This is a genomic window from Streptomyces sp. NPDC090798 (assembly GCF_044768965.1).
In the GTDB taxonomy this organism is placed as follows: Bacteria; Actinomycetota; Actinomycetes; order Streptomycetales; family Streptomycetaceae; genus Streptomyces.
In genome coordinates this window covers 135,993-154,261 of sequence record NZ_JBIVXA010000018.1, presented here as the reverse complement: position 1 = coordinate 154,261, position 18,269 = coordinate 135,993, and the positions used below count along the sequence as shown (strand labels likewise).

Genomic DNA, 18,269 nt, shown 5'->3' with positions numbered 1-18,269 from the left:
GCAGCGGGAGTTCGGCCCGCGGCGGGAGTTCCGGCGGCCGGCGCCTTGGCTAATCTGCACGGGTGACCACCGACCTGACCCTGCTGCCACGTGTCGCCTATCGCGGACAGGAGGTCACCGCGCCCCGGCTCCGCGGTCTTCTCGCGCTGCTCGCGGGCGACTTGCGCGCGGGCTGCAGCACCGAGCGGCTGGTGGCAGGGCTGTGGCCGGACGAGTTGCCGGAGCGGCCGGGAAAGGCGGTGCAGGTCCTCGTGTCCAGGGTGCGGGCGCAGCTGGGCGCCGACGTCCTCGCGAGCACACCGACCGGATACCGGCTCGCCCTCGCCGAGGACCAGGTCGACAGCTCCGCCCTGCTGCTGCACGCCGCCGCCGGCGCGGACCGGGCCAGGGCCGGGGACCACGCGGGATCGCTGGCCGCGGCCGAGGCCGGGCTCGCGCTGTGGGAGGGCACTCCTGACGGGGCCGGCGACACCGACGACCCCGTGGCCGCGTTGCGCACCGAGCGCGCCCCCGTCCGCGGCACGCTCGTACGCGCGCAGGCGCTCGCGCTCGCCCGCCTCGGGCGGCATGCCGAGGCGGCCGGGCCGCTGGCCGTGGCCGCCGCGGAACATCCGCGCGACGAGGAGGTGCTCGCCGAGCTGCTGCGCGGCGAGGCGGCGACGGCGGGCCCGTCCGCCGCGCTGATGCGGTACGAGGCGTACCGCCGTGAGCTGCGCGAGACGCTCGGCACGGATCCGGGCGCCGGACTCAAGGCCGTACAGCAGGAGCTGCTGCGCGGCGAGGCGCCTGTGGTCCGGCACGGCGTGCCGCACGAGCCGAACCAGCTCCTCGGCCGGGACGAGGACATCGCGGCGGTGGAGCGGCTGCTGCGCGCCTCCCGCGCCGTCACCGTCGTCGGCCCCGGCGGCCTCGGCAAGACCCGGCTCGCACACGCCGTCAGCCGCCGGGGCGAGCAGCGCGTGGTGTACTTCGTGCCGCTCGCCGGCGTCACCGCGGACGAGGACGTGGCCGCGGAGGTGGCCTCCGCGCTCGGCGCGGGCGAGGGCCGGCCCGGCGCCATGAGCGGCCACGACCCGGTCTCCGGCATCCTCGGCGTGCTCGGCTCCGGGTCCGCGCTGCTGGTGCTGGACAACTGCGAGCAGGTCATCGCCGGTGCCGCCGGCCTCGTACAGGCCCTGGTCTCGTCCTCCAGGGACCTGCGGGTGCTCGCCACCAGCCGGGCCCCGCTGGGCCTGACGTCGGAGGCGGTGTACGCACTGCCGGAGCTCGGTCTCGACACCTCCGTCGAGCTGTTCACGCAGCGGGCCCGGGCCGCGAGAAGCGGCGTCGAGCTGCCGCCGGACGCGGTGGCCGGGCTGTGCCGCCACCTCGACGGGCTGCCGCTCGCCGTGGAGCTGGCCGCGGCGCGGGTACGGGTGCTGTCAGTGCCGGAGATCGCCCGCCGCCTCGGCGACCGGTTCGCGCTGCTGCGCGGCGGGGTGCGAGGCGTGCCGGAGCGCCACCGCACGCTGCACGCGGTCGTGGAGTGGAGCTGGAACCTGCTCCCGGAGGACGCCCGGGCGGCGCTGCGCACGCTGTCCGTCTTCCCCGGCGGTTTTGACGGTGAAGCGGCGGAGCGGGTCCTCGGCGAGGACGCACTGTTGCTTCTTGAGCAGTTGGCCGGTCAGTCGCTTCTCACCGTCGCCGACACCCCGGCCGGCGTACGGTTTCGCATGCTGGAGACCGTACGGGAGTTCAGCGCGGCCCGGCGGGCGGAGGCGGGCGGGGACGAGGCGGCCGTGGGCCGATTCCTCGTCTGGGCACGGGACTTCGGGGTCGCGTACCACGACGCGCTCTTCGGCTCGGATGCGCAGGCCGCCTGGGAGCGGATCAAGGCCGAGCAGGACAACCTCGTGCTGGCGCTGCGGCATGCCCTGGCCCGTACGGACAACCCCGCCACTGCCGCCGTCACCGCCGTTCTGGCCAGTCTGTGGTCCACCGGCACCAGCTTTCCCCGCCTCGCCGCCCTCGCCGCGGACACCGGGCCGCCGCTGTCGCACTACCGTCCCGGGCCCGAGTACGTCGAAGTCGCGCGCACCGCCGCGGTGTTGGGCACGGCGACCGTGTTCATGGGCCCCGGCCCGCGCGCCGTACGCCAGCTCGTCACCCTGCGGCGGCTGCCCCCGGCCCCGCCGGACACGCTGATGCGTGCCACCGCGGTCGTGCTGAGCGCGGTCCCCGAGATACGGCCTCCCGGCTACGACGTGCTGCGGGGGCTCTGCGAGGGTGAGGGCGGCAGCGGGCAGCCGTTGCTCTCCGGCATCGCCGAGTGCGTCGCCTGCTACGTCTGGGAGTTCGAGCACGACATCGACCGCGCGCTCGTCTCGGCCCGCCGGGCGGTCACCGGACTGGCGGCGGTCGACAATCCGTCCGTGCGGCTCATGGTGCATTCCCGGCTGAGCGAGCTGTGCCTGCGGACGGGCCGGGGCGAGGAGGCGTACGAGCATCTCCAGGCGGCGCTCGAGGTGCTGCCGCGGCTCGGGGACGGGAACGACTACATCGGCATCCGCTCGCTCCTCGTCCTCGCCTGTCTGCAGCGCGGCGAGACCGACGAGGCCGAGGACTGGCTGCGGCAGGCGGAGAGCGACAACACCCCGCAGCAGGACGACTTCTACCGGCCCGACCTCGGCGGGCGCGCCGAGATCGCGCTCGCCCGCGGACTGACGGAGGTCGGGCTCGGACTGTGGCGCGGCGCCGTGGAGCGGATGCTCGCGGCCGGCTCGCTGCGTGGCGGCGACGCCCGGCTCGACCCGTGGGCCTTCCTGATCCAGTCGGTGGCGGTGACGGCGCACGCGCACGCCGGCCGGCTCGGGCTGGTCGCGGAGGTGGTCGACCGGCTGCGGCAGCGGCTGCGGACGCTGCTCTGCGATCCGGTCGGCTCGCCCTCCGAGCTCCCCTTGTTCGGCACGCTGCTGCATGCCCTCGGCCTGGCGGGGCTCGCGTCCGGTGACACTGGTGCCGTACGGATGATCGCGCTGGCCGAACGGCTGGGGGTGATGCGGGAGTTCCAGCCGACGATGTCGGCGGACCGCGCCCGGAAGGCGGCCGCGGCCGCCGGAGACGCTGCCGGGGCGGCGTACGCCGACGCGGTGTCGGGGTACGCCGCCCTGGAGCGGGACGAGTTGCGGGAGGCGGCCCGCGCTGTCATGGCGGTTACCGGGGATCTTGCAGAAAGCCCCGGCGTTCACGCCGGGGCTGAATGCATCTCAACAGAGCTCTGACGTGCAACCTCAGAGCGGGCGTTTCTGCTGCTCGATGTACTGGCGGACGATCGCCAACGGCGCTCCGCCGCAGGAGGCGGAGAAGTACGAGGGCGACCACAGGCGCCCGTGCATGATGGCGCGGGTGATGTGGCCGGTGAACTCCTGGCGTATCCGGCGGGCGGAGACGCCCTTGAGGCTGTTGACCTGCTTGGAGACGGCGACCTTGGGTGGGTAGTTGATCAGGAGGTGGACGTGATCGCGTTCGCTGTTGAACTCCTTCAGCTCCGCCTCGAAGTCCTCGAGACCAATCGTATTAAGGTCGTGGTCATGCGGCTCCGCTACAACTACCGGGCCTACCCAAATGCCACCCAGCGCCGCGCGCTGGCCCAGGCGTTCGGGTGCGCCCGCGTGGTGTGGAACGACTGCCTGCGCGACCGCAAGGAAGCGCACGCGGCCGGGCTGCCGTATGTGAAGTCGGCCCAGTTGTCCCGGCTTCGGATCACCCAGGCCAAGCGCACCGAGAAACGCGCCTGGCTCGCCGACGTGTCAGCGGTCGTCCTGCAACAGTCCCTCCGGGACCTGGACACCGCCTACAAGAACTTCTTCGACTCGATCAACGGCAAGCGGCAGGGCCGGAAGGTCGGGCCGCCCCGGTACAAGTCGAAGAAAGACACCCGTCAGTCGATCCGCCTCAACACCAACGCCTTCTGTCTCCAGGAGAACGGCACGGTATACGTGGCCAAGGTCGGCAACCTCAAGGTCAAGTGGTCCCGTCGACTACCGGCCGCGCCCACGTCCCTGACCGTCACCACGGACAGCTGTGGCCGGTACTTCCTCAGCTTCGTCGTCGACACCGAGCCGGACATCCTCCCCGGGCTGGAGACGGAGTCCGGTATCGACCTCGGCCTGTCCGCCTTCGCGGTCCTGTCCGACGGCCGGAAGATCGACAGCCCCCGCTTCCTGCGCCGGGCGGAGAAGAAACTCAAACGCCTTCAGCGGGAGCTGTCCCGCAAGGCCAAGGGATCGAAGAACAGGGCCAAGGCCCGTATCAAGGTCGCCCGCCAGCACGCCAGGGTGGCGGACCGGCGCCGGGACTTCCACCACAAGGCTTCCACACAGATCATCCGCGACAGCCAAGCGGTGTACGTGGAAGACCTCGCGGTGTCCGCTCTCGGCCGCACCCGACTCGCCAAGTCCGTGTACGACGCGGGATGGTCCGCGTTCGTCGGCATGCTGGAGTACAAGGCGGTCAGGCACGGCCGCACCTTCGCCAGGGTGGACCGCGCTTTCCCGTCCTCTCAGGTCTGCTCGGCCTGCGGATTCCGGGACGGCCCCAAGCCCCTGCACGTCCGGGAGTGGACGTGCGGCGCGTGCGCCACCGTGCACGACCGCGACCACAGCGCAGCCCGCAACGTCCTCTTCGAAGGACGCCGTATCGTCGCCGCCGGACGGGCGGAGACGCCAAACGCCTCGCAGAGCGCCGGTAAGACCAGGCCGAAAGTCCCGGCACAGCGCGTTGAAGCAGGAAGCCCCCGGAAGGGTCAGACGACCCAGGCCGGAATCCCTGGGCTTTAGACCAGGGAGCACGTCAATTCGGGTCGCGGTTGAAGGACGCCGTCGACCAGCGGTAGCCGAGCACGGTCAGGCCGGCGCACCAGGCGATCGCGATCCACCAGTTGTTGCCGATCTCGGTGCCGAGCAGCAGGCCGCGCAGGGTCTCGATGGCCGGCGTGAACGGCTGGTACTCGGCGATCGGCTGGAACCAGCCCGGCATCGTGTCGGCCGGGATGAAGGCGCTGGAGATGAGCGGGAGGAGGATCAGCGGCTGTGCGCTGTTGCTGGCCGCCTCGGCGTTCGGGCTGGCCATGCCCATCCCGACCGCGATCCAGGTGAGCGCCAGGGCGAACAGCGCGAGCAGCCCGAACGCCGCCAGCCACTCCAGGGCGGTTGCGTCCGTGGACCTGAAGCCGATGGCCACGGCGACGGCGCCGACGAGGACCACGCTGGCGATGCACTGCAGCACGCTGCCGACGACGTGCCCGACGAGCACGGACCCGCGGTGGATCGCCATCGTGCGGAAGCGGGCGATGATGCCCTCGTTCATGTCGGTGGCGACGGACACCGCGGTCCCGATCACGGTGCCGCCGATGGTCATCATCAGGATGCCCGGGACGATATAGGCGATGTAGTCGGAGCGGTCGGCGCCGCCGATGCCCGTGCTCATCACGTCTCCGAAGATGTAGACGAAGAGCAGCAGCAGCATGATCGGGGTGAGCAGCAGGTTCAGGGTGAGGGACGGGTAGCGGCGCGCGTGCAGGAGGTTGCGGCGCAGCATCGTGTTCGAGTCGCGGACGGCGAGGGAGAGGGTGCTCATCGGACGTTCTCCTTGGACTGGTTGGGGACGTTGGCGGGGCCGGTCAGGGCGAAGAACACGTCGTCGAGGTCGGGGGTGTGCACGGTCAGCTCGTCCGCCTCGATGCCGGCCGAGTCCAGCCAGTCGAGGATGGCGCGCAGCTCGCGCTGGCTGCCGTCGCTGGGGATCTGCAGCGCCAGCGCCTCGTCGTCGCGGGTGACCTCGCGCAGGGTGACGGCGGCGGACTGGTAGGCGGCCGGGTCGGTGAAGCGGAGCCGGACGTGTCCGCCGGGGATGAGCCGCTTCAGTTCCTCGGCGCTCCCCTCGGCGGCGATCTTGCCGTCGTTCAGCACCGCGATGCGGTCGGCGAGTTCGTCGGCCTCGTCCAGGTACTGGGTGGTGAGGAAGACGGTGACGCCGTCGGAGACCAGTTCGCGGATGATCTGCCACATGGTGTGGCGGCTGCGCGGGTCGAGGCCGGTGGTCGGCTCGTCGAGGAAGATGATCCGCGGGGCGCCGACCAGCGTCATGGCGATGTCGAGGCGGCGCTTCATGCCGCCGGAGTAGGTGGAGGCGGGCTTCTTCGCGGCCTCGGTGAGGTCGAAGCGCTCAAGGAGTTCGGCGGCGGTGCGGCGGCCCTCGCTGCGGGAGAGGTGGTGCAGGTCCGCCATGAGGAGCATGTTCTCCTCGCCGGTGATCAGGCCGTCGACGGCGGAGAACTGTCCGGTGACGCCGATCGCGGCCCGTACGGCCTGCGGGTCGGCGGCGAGGTCGTGGCCGCCGACTCGCAGCTCGCCGGCGTCGGCGGTGATGAGGGTGGAGAGGATCTTCACGGCGGTGGTCTTGCCGGCTCCGTTCGGGCCGAGCAGGGAGAAGACCGTGCCGGCCGGCACCGCCAGGTCGATGCCGTCGAGGACCGTCTTGTCGCCGTAGGCCTTGCGCAGCCCCTTGGCCGCGATGGCGAGTGAGTGCGAGGTCGTTGTCGTCATGCCGAGGAGGTTGCGGCAGGGCGCATTCAGCGCGGTTTCACGATGGTTTCAGCGAATTCTCGCGAGGAACCCCGGGCGTTGACGCCCGGGAGGAATGGCATCCCCGTGGCTGCGGAGCGGAGCGCCGCGGTATCTGACTGCCCTGGAACCGGGTGGCGGGGGGCAATGCCTTGTTGCCTCCCCGCCGTCGCGGCCTCGGCGCGGCTGGCGCCGCGGCAGGAGAGGCGGCTCGCGTTCCGAGGCGGGGCTCCTGTATGTGTCGTACAGGGGACAGAAGGGGCCCCTGGCCGGCGGTGACGCCGGCCGGGGCCCCTTGACACAAGCGGTCTGCGTCAGCCGTCGGACTCCGAGGAGGGGATGTAGGCGCCCGGCACGTCCTTGGGCGCGAAGATCTTGTTCTCGCCGGGGTAGGGCTTCGTCCACCCGTGGGTCTGGTACCAGGTGAAGTGGTTCATCTGTGCGGGGTTCGCGAAGTCGGGGATGGCGCCCGGCCCGGTCAGCCGCTGGTGCGTCTTCCACTCCTCCCACGTCGCGGCGAGGGCCCGCTTGCCGGCTGGCACCTTGGCCGAGGGGACGGCCGCTGCGCTGGGGTCCTGCGGTGCCGGGGTGTCCACGCCGCAGGCGGGCGGGGTCTTCAGGCCGTCGGTCAGCGAGGTCCGGTTGGGCAGCGCCTTGAACGGCGTGAAGTCGGCGTGCTGGGTGAACGCCCCGTGCATCGGGCTGGCCGCGCTGTCCTTCTGGTTCATCGGGTGGATCCCGAGGATCTGCTCGATGGTCCGGATCATCGTGATCTGCGAGTAGTAGTGGCTGTCGACGGTGGCGTGCTGGGCCCAGGGGCTGATGATCTGGATCGGGGCACGGTGGCCGTCGACGTGGTCGAGGCCGGCCTGGGAGTCGTCCTCGACGACGAAGATCGCGGAGTCCTTCCAGTACTTGCTGTGCGAGATCTCGTCAACCATCCGGCCGACCGCGAGGTCGTTGTCGGCGACCTGAGCGGCCGCGTTCGCCGGACCACCGGTGTGGTCGTTGGAGAGCCAGAACATGTTCAGGTTCGCCGGACCGTTCTTCTCGAAGTCCTGCTTCCAGATCTGCTCCTTGTAGACGTCCGGGACGCTGGTGTCGAACAGCGGGAAGCCGGGCACCGACACCTTGTTGAGCGACGGGATCGCCGAGCCCGTTTGAATGGGGTAGGCGGTGTCCTGCCCGGTCGCCTGCATGTTCTTGGTGTCGCAGTACAGGTTCTGCCAGGACGCGCCGGCCGGCTTGCTCTCGAACGACTGGAACTCGCCGAAGTCCTTGACGGACTTCCCGGCCGCCTGCGCACCGGTCCAGATGAAGCCGGACTTCTGGTGTCCGAGAGCGTCGTCCTCGGTGTCGTAGCTGCGCGTGTACTCACCGGCCGAGGACTCGGTGTACTCCGGGTCGTCGGCCTGCATCAGCCAGTTGTGACCCTCGGCGGAGTTCGTGCCGATGTCGTAGGTGTTGTCGTACAGCCCGAACTGCGAAGCCAGGGCGTGCTGGTTCGGCGTCACGTTCTCGCCGAACTGCGTCACCGACGGGTCGCCGTTGCCCTGCGGCATGTCACCGAAGACCTGGTCGTAGGTCCGGTTCTCCTTGACGATCATGAAGACGTGCTTGATCGTCGAAGCGGCGCCGAGCCGCGCCGGGACCGGCACCGACCTCTGGTTGCCCTTGCCCTTGGCCAGGGAGACCGAGCCGCGGGTCCAGCCGTTCTGTTTGAAGACCTTGCCCGTCTGGGACCTGATGACACTGTCGTCCGGCAGCGTGAACTGCGTCAGGCTCGACGTCGTGTCATGGGTGCCGTGCCCTGCCTTGCCGGTGGGGCGGCGGGCGTCGATACCGCGGGTGTTGGAGACGACCACCTTCTTGCCCACGGTGGTGATCTCCGCGGGGAAGTAGTCCGTCGGGAGCAGGCCGACGTAACTCGCCGGCTCCTGCGGGGCCTTGTAGCGGTAGACGGCGACGGCGTTGGCGCGGCCGAGCGTCACCAGCAGACGACCGTCGTCGGTGAGCGTCACCGCGTCGGGCTCGTAGCCCACCGACGCCTCCGGCCACGGCTGGGTGGCGATGGTCTGCACGACCTTGTTCTTGCGGGTGTCGATGACCGACACACTGTTGTCGGCGGTGTTGGTGACGAACACCGCCCCGTTCTTGGCGTACAGGGCCGTCGGGTGCAGACCGACGTCGATGCTCCCGACGGCTGCGGTCGGGTCCGCCAGGTCGATGACACTGACCGTGCCGGTGGTGGTGGCACCGGTCTGCGGGTTGGCCGGAACCTGGGTGCCGTAGGAGTTGATGGTGGTGTCGCCGGCCTTGGCCAAACGCCCGCCCTCGTTGCTGACGTAGAGCTTGTTGCCGACCATGGCGATGCCACGGGGTGCGTTGCCGACGGCCCAGCTCTGCTTGATGGTCCCGGTCGCCGCGTCGATGGCGGCCACCCGGTTCTGGCCGTTGACCGCGCCGTACACGGTGGAGCCGTCGGCCGAGAACACCGCGGCGCCCACCAGTGCGTGCTTGGAGCCGTCGGCCGGGATCGCGATGGTTGTCGGGTTGGAGAGGGTGCCGTCCGCGTTCACGGTGAACTTGGTGTAGCCGTCGCTCTGGCCCAACCACAGCTGCGAACCATCGGGCGAGTACGTCGGACCCTCCTGGCCGACGGCGCCGCTCGTGATGCGCAGGTCGTCCGTCGAGGCGGTGCCGACGCGCTGCTTCACCTGCCCGGTCTTGAGGTCCATGACGACCAGCGAGGCATCACCGTCGGCGATCGAGGCCGCGAGATGGCTGCCGTCCGGGCTGACCGAGGACGACATGATCTTGCCGTTGTCGATGACGGTGCGGCTGCCGTACGGGGCGATGTACTGGTCGCTCGAGATGACCTGGCCGTTGGCGGTGACCTGGCCGACCTGCTGGGTGCCGAACTGGCTCGTCGAGGCGACAGCGGTGCCCGTGACGGCGAGGGCCACAGCGATGCCCGCCGCTACCAGAGTGCTCCGGCGGCCGACGCGTCTGCCAAAAAGGTTGACCTGTTCCTTCTCGATACTCCGACGCTGCCGTACTACCTGCATGAAGTTATCCCTTCGGGGTGGCGAGCAGGTCGACGTTGCCGTCGAACTGCCAGAGCGGGTTGGGTGCGTCCCCGGTCGGGGTGCGGACCAGGAAATAGCCGTTCACTTCCTTCGGTCCGTCGCCATCGGCCATGAAACGACCGTCTGGGGTGACGTCGAGCTGGTAGATGGCCGTCCCTGCGGCCTCGATGCCGGGCAGATGCCAGGAGATGACGCAGCGCCAGTCGTTGCCCGGCCCCTCGGCGGCGACCTTGACGCTGCCCTTGTCGCACGTCGCCGTGGCCTTCAGCTGCGCTTCTGTGACGGCGGGGCGGTTGAGCTGCCTGGTCTGCAGGCGGTAGAGGTGGGCGAATGCCGTGGCGGCCGAGCGCTGCACCTTGTCCTGCTCGATCCCGGAGCCCGTGGCCCCGGTCGCCGCGGTGAGCACCGCGATCGTCACGGCGACCAGCCCGGCCAGCGGCAGGCCTGCGGCGATGACCGCGCGGCGCCCTGAGCCGTCGTAGGTCAGGTTGGTGAAGTCGCGCCGCAGGAAAAGCACGTAGGCCAGCACGGTCGCGGTCACGGCCCACAGCAGGCTGACCACGATGCCGATCAGGAGCGGGCCGAGCTGCGCGGGGCTGGTGAACAGGCCGTTCCAGGCGATGAAGGCGTAGCTGGGCAGGGCGACGCGTACGGCGACGGGCAGCGGCATCATCTGGGCGAGCTGCATCGTGAGCGCGACGAGCGCGGGCAGCAGCAGTCCCATCGGGGACCGTCCCAGCGTGACGGACCCGAGCAGTCCGATCGCGGCGAGGGCCAGGGTCGGGGCGAGTACGCAGACCCAGGCGAGAAGGACCTTGCCGGCGGCGTCCGCCGGCGTGAGCAGGTGGCCGTCGAGGCCTGCCAGCGGCTGGTTGCCGACCGCCACGATCCCGCCGGCCGTGCTGGATGCGGCCAGCCCGGCCATGAGCAGCAGGATGACGGTGAGGCTGGCCAGTGCCTTCGCGGCGAAGATGCGCCTGGGTGAGCGGACCGCCACGAGCAGGTGGCGCCAGGTGCCGAGCCGGTCCTCGGAGGAGAACACGTCGCCGGCGACCACCGAGGTCAGCAGAGGGAGCGCCCAGGTGCCCGCGAAGCCGAGCGTCACCAGTGCTCCGGCCCACCCCGTGGCGTGCATCCAGCGGCCGAAGAGGGTGTCGGAGGGGAGCGTGCTCTGCCGGCTCACCGCGGCGACGAAGAGCGCCGGCGCGATCCAGCAGGCGAGGACCAGCAGGCGGATCCGCCATTGCGAGACCAGCTTGACCAGCTCGAAGCGGTAGGCACGCGGAACCGAGACGTGGCGGGCCGCGGCAACGTTGTCGTCGGCGATGGTCGCGGTCACCGGCCGTTCTCCTTCTGCTCGGTGAGGGCGAGGAACGCGGCTTCGAGCGGCGACACCAGGGGGGCGAACTCGCGCAGCGCGATGCCCGCCTGCACGAGCCGCACCACCAGTTCGTCGAGGGCGGGCACCGGCGCGCGCACGACGAGCACCTCGGTGTCGTGCCGTGCCCCAATGTCGTCGACGACGCGGATTGCGGCCGTGTCGAGGGCCAGTTGGCGGGCGGCCTGCGGGTCGGAGGTGAGCAGCCGGTAGTCGAGTTCACGGTTCTCGGCGGCCAGTTTGCTCAGCGGGCCGGAGAAGACGACCCGTCCGGCGGCGACGATGGTGGCCTCGGAGCACAGTGCCTGGAGGTCGTCCATGCGGTGGCTGGAGAGCACGACGCTGGTTCCGTCCGCCGCGAGCCGGGTGAGGACACCGTGTACGTGTCTTTTGCCGGCCGGGTCGAGGCCGTTGGAAGGTTCGTCGAGCACGAGCAGCCGGGGCTTGGTGAGCAGGGCGGCGGCGAGCCCGAGCCGCTGACGCATGCCGAGGGAGAAGCCGCGGGCCTGGTCGTCGGCGACATCGGTGAGCCCGACCTGGTCGAGCACGTCGTCGACCCCCGCTGTCCGCGCGTCGCGGCCTCGCAGAGCGGCCAGCGCGGCGAGGTTCTGCCGGGCGGTGAGCGAGGGGTAGAGGCCGGGCCCGTCCACGAAGCCGGCGACACCGTCGGGGGCGGCGAGCGCGCGCCTGAGCGGCGTGCCCAGGATCTCGAGGCGGCCGCTGTCGGCGACGGCCAGGCCCAGCAGGAGACCGAGCAGCGTCGTCTTGCCGGCGCCGTTGGGTCCGACCAGGCCGTGGATCTGCCCCTGCGCCACGTCCAGATCGACGCCGTCCAGTGCCACGACGTCGCCGAAGCACTTGGTGATCCCACGAGCCTGGACTGCGAGAGGTGTGTCCATGAGCCCCTTCTTCCGAAACACTCAGGGACCTTAGGGACGGCACACAACGCAGGCACAGACGGCTGGTTGAACGTGCAGGAAACGGATCGTCAAGGCGTCGGCAAGTCCGGGCGCACAAAATGGGCGGCATCGAGCCAGAGTCGGGCAACTCCTGGAGGCACCGGAGGCACCGGGTCGGCGCGAACACCGTCGGCTTCGAACCCGTCGAGTCCACCTGAACCCGCGGCCTTCATCCTGCTGCCCTGGGCTCAAGCTTCATTTTCGGACCAGGGGAAGCTCAGGGAGGGTTGTCCCCGGGCGCGACGACGTCCGTCTCGTACGTGTACGTACACGGCAGCCTGCGTCCGGTGCCGCAGTCCGGGCTTGTTCAGTACCCGCGGCACATGGGTCTTCACGGTCGCCTCACCGACGAACAGCTTGCCGGCTGTTTCGGCGTTGCTGTCTCCGCCGGCCACCGCTCATGGAAAGCCCTCGTGCCGCCTTCCGCCTGCTCACCACTCGGTCCGGCCGCATAGGCCCGCGGAGGTGCGATTGCCTGGACATCCGCTTCCTCTCCGACCCACAGCGCGATGAACAGCGCGGCGGTCGCCTCCAGGAGTCCCGCCCGTTCGAGACCGCCGGCCGCTACGGGCTCGCAGCCCACATCCAGCACCAACTCGCGTACGCGCGCGAGGGCTGCATGGTCGTCCCCGCAGACCGGAACGGCCAGTGGCCGCCCGTCGAAGACGGGTGGCCGCATGCGCCACACGTCCTCGTGGCAGAGATTGAACGCCTTGACCACATGGGCTCCCGGTGCCGCCTCGGCCAGCTGCTGTGCGGCCGGAAGGCCTCCTTCCGTCAGCAGCCGGAAGCCTGGCCCGACCGGATTGGAACAGTCGAGCAGCACCTTGCCGTCCAGGGCCGCCCGCAGCTCTCGTGCCACGCTCGTCCCTGCGTCATAGGGCAGCGCGGCCAGTACCACCTGTCCGAACTCGGCCGCCGCACGCAGACTTGCAGGCTTCGCGCTGCCCCCGATGCGCGTCGCGAGCCGCTCCGCCTTGTCTGCGTCCCGTCCCCCGATGGTCACCTCGTGCCCGGCCCGCGTCCAGTGGGTGGCGAGTGCGTCCGCCATGTTGCCCGTTCCCAGCACGCCGATTCTCATCACACGATTCCTCTCCGTGCCTGCTTCGACCTTTCGGGACGACGCTAGGTGGCCTGTGGGGCACCATTTGGTACGTGACGACCGACGCCTTCCTCGCCGACTGCCGCGCCCGCCTCGCCTTCGACCTGCTCTCCAACACCTGGAACGCCGTGGTGCTTTGGTCACTGCGCGAGGGTCCCAGGCGCCCGGTCGAACTGCGGGAGCGGATCGGGGGCATCAGCTCCAAGGTCCTCACCGAGACGCTGCGGCGCCTGCAGTTCAACGGACTGGTGGACCGGCACGCACGTCCCGGAGCACCACCGCGGGTCGAGTACCGACTCACTGCTCTGGGACGGACCTTGTTGGCACCCATCGACGCCGTCGGAGCGTGGGCCTTCGAGCACGGTGATGAGGTCATGGCCGCCCAGGAAGCCGCATGCGCTCCCACCGCACAGCGCCCTCCTCATACCCGCTAGGGTCTGTCCGTTTGGATCAGGTCGCCTCACGAGGCGCGCACCAGACCCTGCGGCCCAGGCCTGATCCACATGACAGGGCCTAGGTTCGTCGGCAAGGGCCTTGAGATGTGAGGGCTGCCAACCGCAGTTCGCCCCGGGGCATGAAGTCGAGCACGATCGCATCGAACTCACGCCCGACCGCAGGGAATTTCTCTGGCCGCGGGTGTTCCAGGCCATCGGTGAGGCTCACGAAGTCGATGAAGGCCAGAGCATCGAAGGCGGGAGCGATCGCAGAGACCTCTACGCCAAAACGTCCTCGAGTTCATGAGCTGCGGGGCTGAGGGTGCAGTGAGTCGTCAACGGTAGTTGTCCCGTGCCAATGAACGTTGAGCGTTTGCCACCGACCGCCGACCGCCCAAGCCAGGGTGATGCCGCGTTCCGTAGCAGCTCATCGAGCGGGCAAAGGGGCGTCACAGATCATGCCCGCGTGACAGGCGTCCCGATAGGAGGACTCGTAGACGCGTTCACCAGCACCCTTCGCGCCGATCATGATCCCGCAGATGGCGACGGACATCATGAGCTGGGTGATGGCGACCGCGCGGGCCCGACGCACTCCGGCCACGACAGCGGCAAGCAGGGCGGCTGCCGGCACGAAAGCAGCCTTCTGCAGGTAGGGACCCGGGGGCGCGCCGTAGTGCTGCGGGTCCCACGACCAGTAGGACGAAGCCCAGGACAGCCAGACCAGGGCAAGGGCTGCCAGCTCGACAGCAGCCAAGGCCGCAGCCACGCCCCGACCCGTACGTTCGCCATCTGCACTCACCCAGCGACAATCACCCCGGCAGGCACGCGGTGTCATGAGTACCCGTACTCAAACCCGGCCCATGGCGCCCAACGAGCACTGGTCAGCCGTAGTCCCGGGTGGCCAGGACACCGTTCACGATGCGGGTGTCGCCGATCCATCCGTAGAGACGTGGAGATTCCCGGTGACCTTCCGTACGCGAATGTCGTCGTTCTGGATGGTCAGGACTGGTTCCCAGGTTGGGAACAAGCTGGCTTCGAGCGTGGTGGGAAAGACCGCGAAGTCCGCCGCTGTGACCGAGCACTTGAGTTGGCCGGTTGAGCGCGGCAGCGCCGGCGCCACGCTTTCCAGGCCGGTGGCACGATCACTTGGCGCTGCTCTGCGGGATCGTCCTGTCGGTGGCACGTCATAGGGTGCGCCCGACCATCAATGGCTCATGGGTGAGGGGCGAAGTCATGCACGAAGGGATTCGGTGGCTGGTCGATTTGGAGCACTGGATGTCCAGCGTGGTGTTCGCACGCGGGATATCTCCGCAGGAACTGGCGGTACGTATGGGAGGCGACCGGGACGGAGCGACCGAACCGATCACCGACGCCGAAGCGTGGGACCTCGGCGAGTGGTACCGCCCAGGCAAGGATGGCGATGGCGTTGTACGGGTCGGAGAGCATGGAGGCTGGTCGTTCGCTCTGGAGTACGGGGACTCGACCGGCGGGGACCGGCTGGCAGAGATCTCCCGCAATGGTGCCGAAGCCGTCCACTACGTGCCGATGCAAGAGCATCCGCCGGCCACTGTCCTTTACGCTCGGGACGGCGTGGAACTGAGTGGCTTCGGGCTGGGCGAGGAAGTGTGGCGCTGGGGCCAGGAGCCTGACCTGCTGCTTCCAGACCTCGTTGCCGGGCACGTGCTGCAGCCCGACGGGACCACCATCATCGCTCACGAACGCGAGCACTACACGGATACCTACCGGCGCACCCTCGGCGTGATGGAGCAGCGGTTCGGCCTCTCGCTCTCTCCGGCCTGCCTGAAGGAAGGCCGCCTGCCGGCGTATGCAGTTCGCGGCACCCCCGACATGCACATCTGAGCGGACGCAGAGAGCAACGCTTTCCCGTTGCCCCGCCGAATCGGCCAGCTGCTCCTGGAGCACCGCGAGGGCATCATCCTGGGCGGGAGCAGCCGTGGGTAAGAGGGTCGTGGCCGTACATCGTGAAGCAGGATGCCCCTCGCACGGGCTGCCCCTCCGGAGCCCACAGTTGTGCCCGGTCCTCCCGTCCGGCCGGCTTCACCAAGGCCCTGGTTCTCCGGGCCGTTGACGTGCTGCTCTGGCCGATCAGCGGAGTGGTCTCCGGCCCGGCGATCTGCTCCCTCAGCTTCTTCCCGTAGGTCAACGTCCGGTTCCTCTCGTGGGGTTGAACACGTCACATGGAAAGGGCCGTCGCAACACGACTGCCCTTTGCCAGAACAAGAGGATCCCTATAGCGATACCGGACCATCCCCTTGGACGAGCTTTACTCACCTCAATGGCGCAAGCGGTTCACCGGAGAAACGTCACTGGTCCTCCGTCCGGGCCGCCCGGTTGATCCCGGCGCGCAGACGGGCGCGGAAGTCGGGGCCCCCTCTGCCGGCGCCGCGGTCCCCGGCGGTCAAAAAAGCAGCCCCGCCTCCGGGATACCGGAGACGGGGCTGTGCGGAGCGCCGGGCAGGCCTTGCACCTGCATCTCCCCGCAGGAAGCGGGGCGTCTTTCCTTGGACCACCAACGCGAGGCCGGCCGCCGGAAGTTCGGGCGGCTTGCTCAAGATCAATGATAGCGCAGCCGCGGCGTCCCGCAATCCCGCGGCGGTGAAGGAGCCGGACCGGCCGCCGTGCGGGACAGCGCCCGAGTCCTCGGGTGTTCAGGCCAGCGGAATGATGACTTCGTCCTCGACCGGCGGGTCGAGTTCCTGCGCGCGGTTGCCGGTGGCCGCGAAGCAGCGCAGCCGGACCGCCTCCGGGGTGACGTCCAGGCGCAGGAAGCACTTGAAGAACGGCGGACTGTAGGTCGCCGAACCCGGTGAGAAGAGCTGGGTGTAGATCTTCCGCACGGGCAGGCGGAAGCGCGAGGTGCGGTCGGGGCGGCCGCCCGCGCCCAGCAGGTTCGCGATCAGACGGGTGCGCCGGGTGACGCGGGCGGGCGGGCCCTGGGTGCGGGTCGGCGGGATGCCGAGGCGTTCGGCGACGACGGCTGTCGCCTCGGCCTCGGTGAGGGTGAACAGGCGGCGCAGGCGCAGCCGGCGTCCGTAGAGCCTGCTGTAGAAGGCGAGGGAGTCGCCGCGCAGCGGGTAGCAGCGGAACTCCTGCTCGGTGACGTCCGCGACGGAGACGCGGGGGATGGTGTGGGTGGCGTGCATGAAGGCTCCGCCGCCGCCCGACACCACGTACTGGATGGTGCGGCCGTCCACCTGCACCGGGTAGCGCTGGTAGTTGTGGATGTCGCCGCCTATGGCCGCGAGGTAGCGGTGGTCCGGGTCGCGGACGAGGTCGTCGACGGTGCCGCCGCCTTCGATGGGGCAAGGGTGGTGTTCGCCGTCCACGTACAGGGGCGAGCCGGTGACGAGGATCTTGGGGAGAGGCCCCTTGGACACCTCGCGCAGCCATGCGCCCTGCTCGGCGTCGATGGTTCCCAGCAGTCCCGTGTCGATGCCTATGATCCGCACCGGCCCGGCGTCGATGGCCCAGTACGGGCCCGGCTGGACGGCCTGTTGGGCTGGTGCGGAGCGCAACTTCCGTGCCTCGGTGAGACGTTGTCTGTCGGCGGGGTGCGGCCGGTGCCACAGCAGTGACCGCAGCCAGGCCCGTGAGAGGGGGCGCGGCGCGGGCTGTGGGGCGAGTGGCGGGGCGTCGTCGCAGAAGACGCGCATGAAGCCGCCGAGGTCTTCGTACCAGTCGTGGTTGCCGGGTATCGCGTATATGGGTGCCTGGTAGTCCTGGTACGGGCGGAAGAACTTCGTGCCGTAGTCGTCCGTCCGGCCGACGGGGTAGATCACGTCGCTGGCGATGACGGCGAATTTCGTTCCCTGACTGGCCTTCAGGAAGCCGGGGACGACGGCGTATTGGGGATCGTCCCCTTCTCCGGTGTCTCCGATGACCATGAAGGAGAACCGGTCCGGCTCGTCGCGCCGGATCACCTTGGTGACGGGCGCTCCGGCGGCCGTCCGCTGCGCCACCCAGCGGCTGCGGGTATGGCCCGTGGGATCCCCGAACCAGGAAGCCAGTACGCCGTTGCGTGCGGCCCACAGGGTCTTCGGGTTGAGCCATGAGAGCTTCTCGACCCGGTGCGGCATGAGGTGCTTGTACTCGCCGTGTTCCAGGGTGCCCCAGCCGGCGCCTTCGGCGGTATCGCGTGAAGAGTCAGACACCGGTGAACCGTAGCAACGATCTAGGAGCGGGCCGGGAAGGGGTGCGTGGCGACGCTGTCGTCTCTTCGTGCTCCAGGGGGGCGAGGACGTCGAGTTCGTCCATGCGCATCGGTCCGTGGTCGTGCTCGGCGGCCTCGCTCCTGTCCGGCTTCCCGTCGTGGCCGCGCAGCGGCGCGCATGGGCCGATCCTGCGCAAGATGCCCGGCCGCGGTGTGCGCACCGCGTGGGAGGACCGCTTCGCACAGCCGCGGCGGGCGGCTGCCGCGTGACACTGCCCGGCCTGCCCGACCACCGCCGCCTGCTCGCCGGCGCACTCGGGCCGTCCTCGCCTGTGCGGGAACCCGCGTGTCCGGGAACGGCTGATCCTCCGGTTCCGACCGAGGCCGCACCTCTCCCCCATTCACCGGCTTCGCCGCGTGAGGGGCGTTGCGGTGGGGCCGTGCCGTGCGTGGTCCGCATCGGCGGTGATCGCAGAGGGCGGCGGCCGCGTCGCCGCGTTCGTCGCCGTCCGGGTCGCGGGGCTCGGCAGGCCG

At 69.9% G+C, this 18,269-nt stretch carries 14 protein-coding genes and 1 pseudogene; 5 read left to right on the top strand and 10 right to left on the bottom strand.

Translation table 11 applies throughout. From position 1 onward, the window contains the following. Window positions 1-62: 62 nt before the first annotated feature. A complete protein-coding gene (locus ACIQTP_RS33000; RefSeq protein ID WP_403406939.1) occupies window positions 63-3,260 on the top strand; it encodes an ATP-binding protein in 3,198 nt (1,065 codons plus the stop codon). A gap of 9 nt (window positions 3,261-3,269) precedes the next feature. Here the strand turns inward: ACIQTP_RS33000 and tnpA are convergent. Then, window positions 3,270-3,539 (bottom strand): annotated as a pseudogene (tnpA, locus tag ACIQTP_RS32995) (IS200/IS605 family transposase); the annotation flags it as partial. Between the two features lie 30 nt (window positions 3,540-3,569). Here tnpA and ACIQTP_RS32990 point away from each other — a divergent pair. Continuing rightward, window positions 3,570-4,817 carry an RNA-guided endonuclease InsQ/TnpB family protein gene (locus tag ACIQTP_RS32990; protein WP_403406936.1) on the top strand — a complete coding sequence of 416 codons (1,248 nt, stop codon included), beginning with the start codon at window positions 3,570-3,572 and terminating at the stop codon, window positions 4,815-4,817. 13 nt (window positions 4,818-4,830) lie between these two features. Here ACIQTP_RS32990 and ACIQTP_RS32985 read toward each other — a convergent pair whose 3' ends face one another. From ACIQTP_RS32985 to ACIQTP_RS32955, 7 genes are all read right to left on the bottom strand, one after another. Further along, the gene (locus ACIQTP_RS32985; RefSeq protein WP_403406933.1) at window positions 4,831-5,616 is read right to left on the bottom strand and encodes an ABC transporter permease; all 786 of its coding nucleotides are present in this window, start codon (window positions 5,614-5,616) and stop codon (window positions 4,831-4,833) included. Then, window positions 5,613-6,584, bottom strand: a complete 972-nt coding sequence (locus ACIQTP_RS32980; RefSeq protein WP_403406930.1) for an ATP-binding cassette domain-containing protein — start codon at window positions 6,582-6,584, stop codon at window positions 5,613-5,615. Before ACIQTP_RS32980 ends, ACIQTP_RS32985 begins: the two co-directional genes overlap by 4 nt. Before the next feature lie 332 nt (window positions 6,585-6,916). After that, window positions 6,917-9,670, bottom strand: a complete 2,754-nt coding sequence (locus tag ACIQTP_RS32975; protein ID WP_403406927.1) for a bifunctional YncE family protein/alkaline phosphatase family protein — start codon at window positions 9,668-9,670, stop codon at window positions 6,917-6,919. Between the two features lie 4 nt (window positions 9,671-9,674). Continuing rightward, the gene (locus ACIQTP_RS32970) at window positions 9,675-11,030 is read right to left on the bottom strand and encodes an ABC transporter permease (RefSeq protein ID WP_403406924.1); all 1,356 of its coding nucleotides are present in this window, start codon (window positions 11,028-11,030) and stop codon (window positions 9,675-9,677) included. Then, on the bottom strand, window positions 11,027-11,968 hold the full coding sequence (locus tag ACIQTP_RS32965; RefSeq protein ID WP_403406921.1) for an ABC transporter ATP-binding protein: 942 nt from the start codon (window positions 11,966-11,968) through the stop codon (window positions 11,027-11,029). Before ACIQTP_RS32965 ends, ACIQTP_RS32970 begins: the two co-directional genes overlap by 4 nt. Window positions 11,969-12,216: 248 nt before the next feature. Continuing rightward, window positions 12,217-12,363 carry a hypothetical protein gene (locus ACIQTP_RS32960; RefSeq protein WP_403406918.1) on the bottom strand — a complete coding sequence of 49 codons (147 nt, stop codon included), beginning with the start codon at window positions 12,361-12,363 and terminating at the stop codon, window positions 12,217-12,219. Further along, window positions 12,360-13,109, bottom strand: coding sequence for an NADPH-dependent F420 reductase (locus ACIQTP_RS32955; protein WP_403406916.1), 750 nt, complete (start codon window positions 13,107-13,109; stop codon window positions 12,360-12,362). Before ACIQTP_RS32955 ends, ACIQTP_RS32960 begins: the two co-directional genes overlap by 4 nt. Before the next feature lie 74 nt (window positions 13,110-13,183). Between ACIQTP_RS32955 and ACIQTP_RS32950 the strand changes: the two genes are divergently transcribed. Then, window positions 13,184-13,564, top strand: coding sequence for a winged helix-turn-helix transcriptional regulator (locus tag ACIQTP_RS32950; protein WP_403406913.1), 381 nt, complete (start codon window positions 13,184-13,186; stop codon window positions 13,562-13,564). 427 nt (window positions 13,565-13,991) lie between these two features. On the opposite strand, the gene ACIQTP_RS32945 is transcribed toward ACIQTP_RS32950, so the two are convergent. Then, window positions 13,992-14,330 (bottom strand): DUF6234 family protein, encoded by a 339-nt coding sequence (locus ACIQTP_RS32945; protein ID WP_403406910.1) that lies wholly within the window; start codon window positions 14,328-14,330, stop codon window positions 13,992-13,994. Between the two features lie 467 nt (window positions 14,331-14,797). Between ACIQTP_RS32945 and ACIQTP_RS32940 the strand changes: the two genes are divergently transcribed. Next, window positions 14,798-15,424 carry a DUF6461 domain-containing protein gene (locus tag ACIQTP_RS32940; protein ID WP_403406907.1) on the top strand — a complete coding sequence of 209 codons (627 nt, stop codon included), beginning with the start codon at window positions 14,798-14,800 and terminating at the stop codon, window positions 15,422-15,424. A gap of 809 nt (window positions 15,425-16,233) precedes the next feature. On the opposite strand, the gene ACIQTP_RS32935 is transcribed toward ACIQTP_RS32940, so the two are convergent. Beyond that, a complete protein-coding gene (locus ACIQTP_RS32935) occupies window positions 16,234-17,736 on the bottom strand; it encodes a metallophosphoesterase family protein (RefSeq protein WP_403406904.1) in 1,503 nt (500 codons plus the stop codon). A gap of 101 nt (window positions 17,737-17,837) precedes the next feature. Here ACIQTP_RS32935 and ACIQTP_RS32930 point away from each other — a divergent pair, with 101 nt between their 5' ends. Beyond that, window positions 17,838-18,005 (top strand): hypothetical protein, encoded by a 168-nt coding sequence (locus tag ACIQTP_RS32930; RefSeq protein WP_403406901.1) that lies wholly within the window; start codon window positions 17,838-17,840, stop codon window positions 18,003-18,005. Window positions 18,006-18,269: the final 264 nt, after the last annotated feature.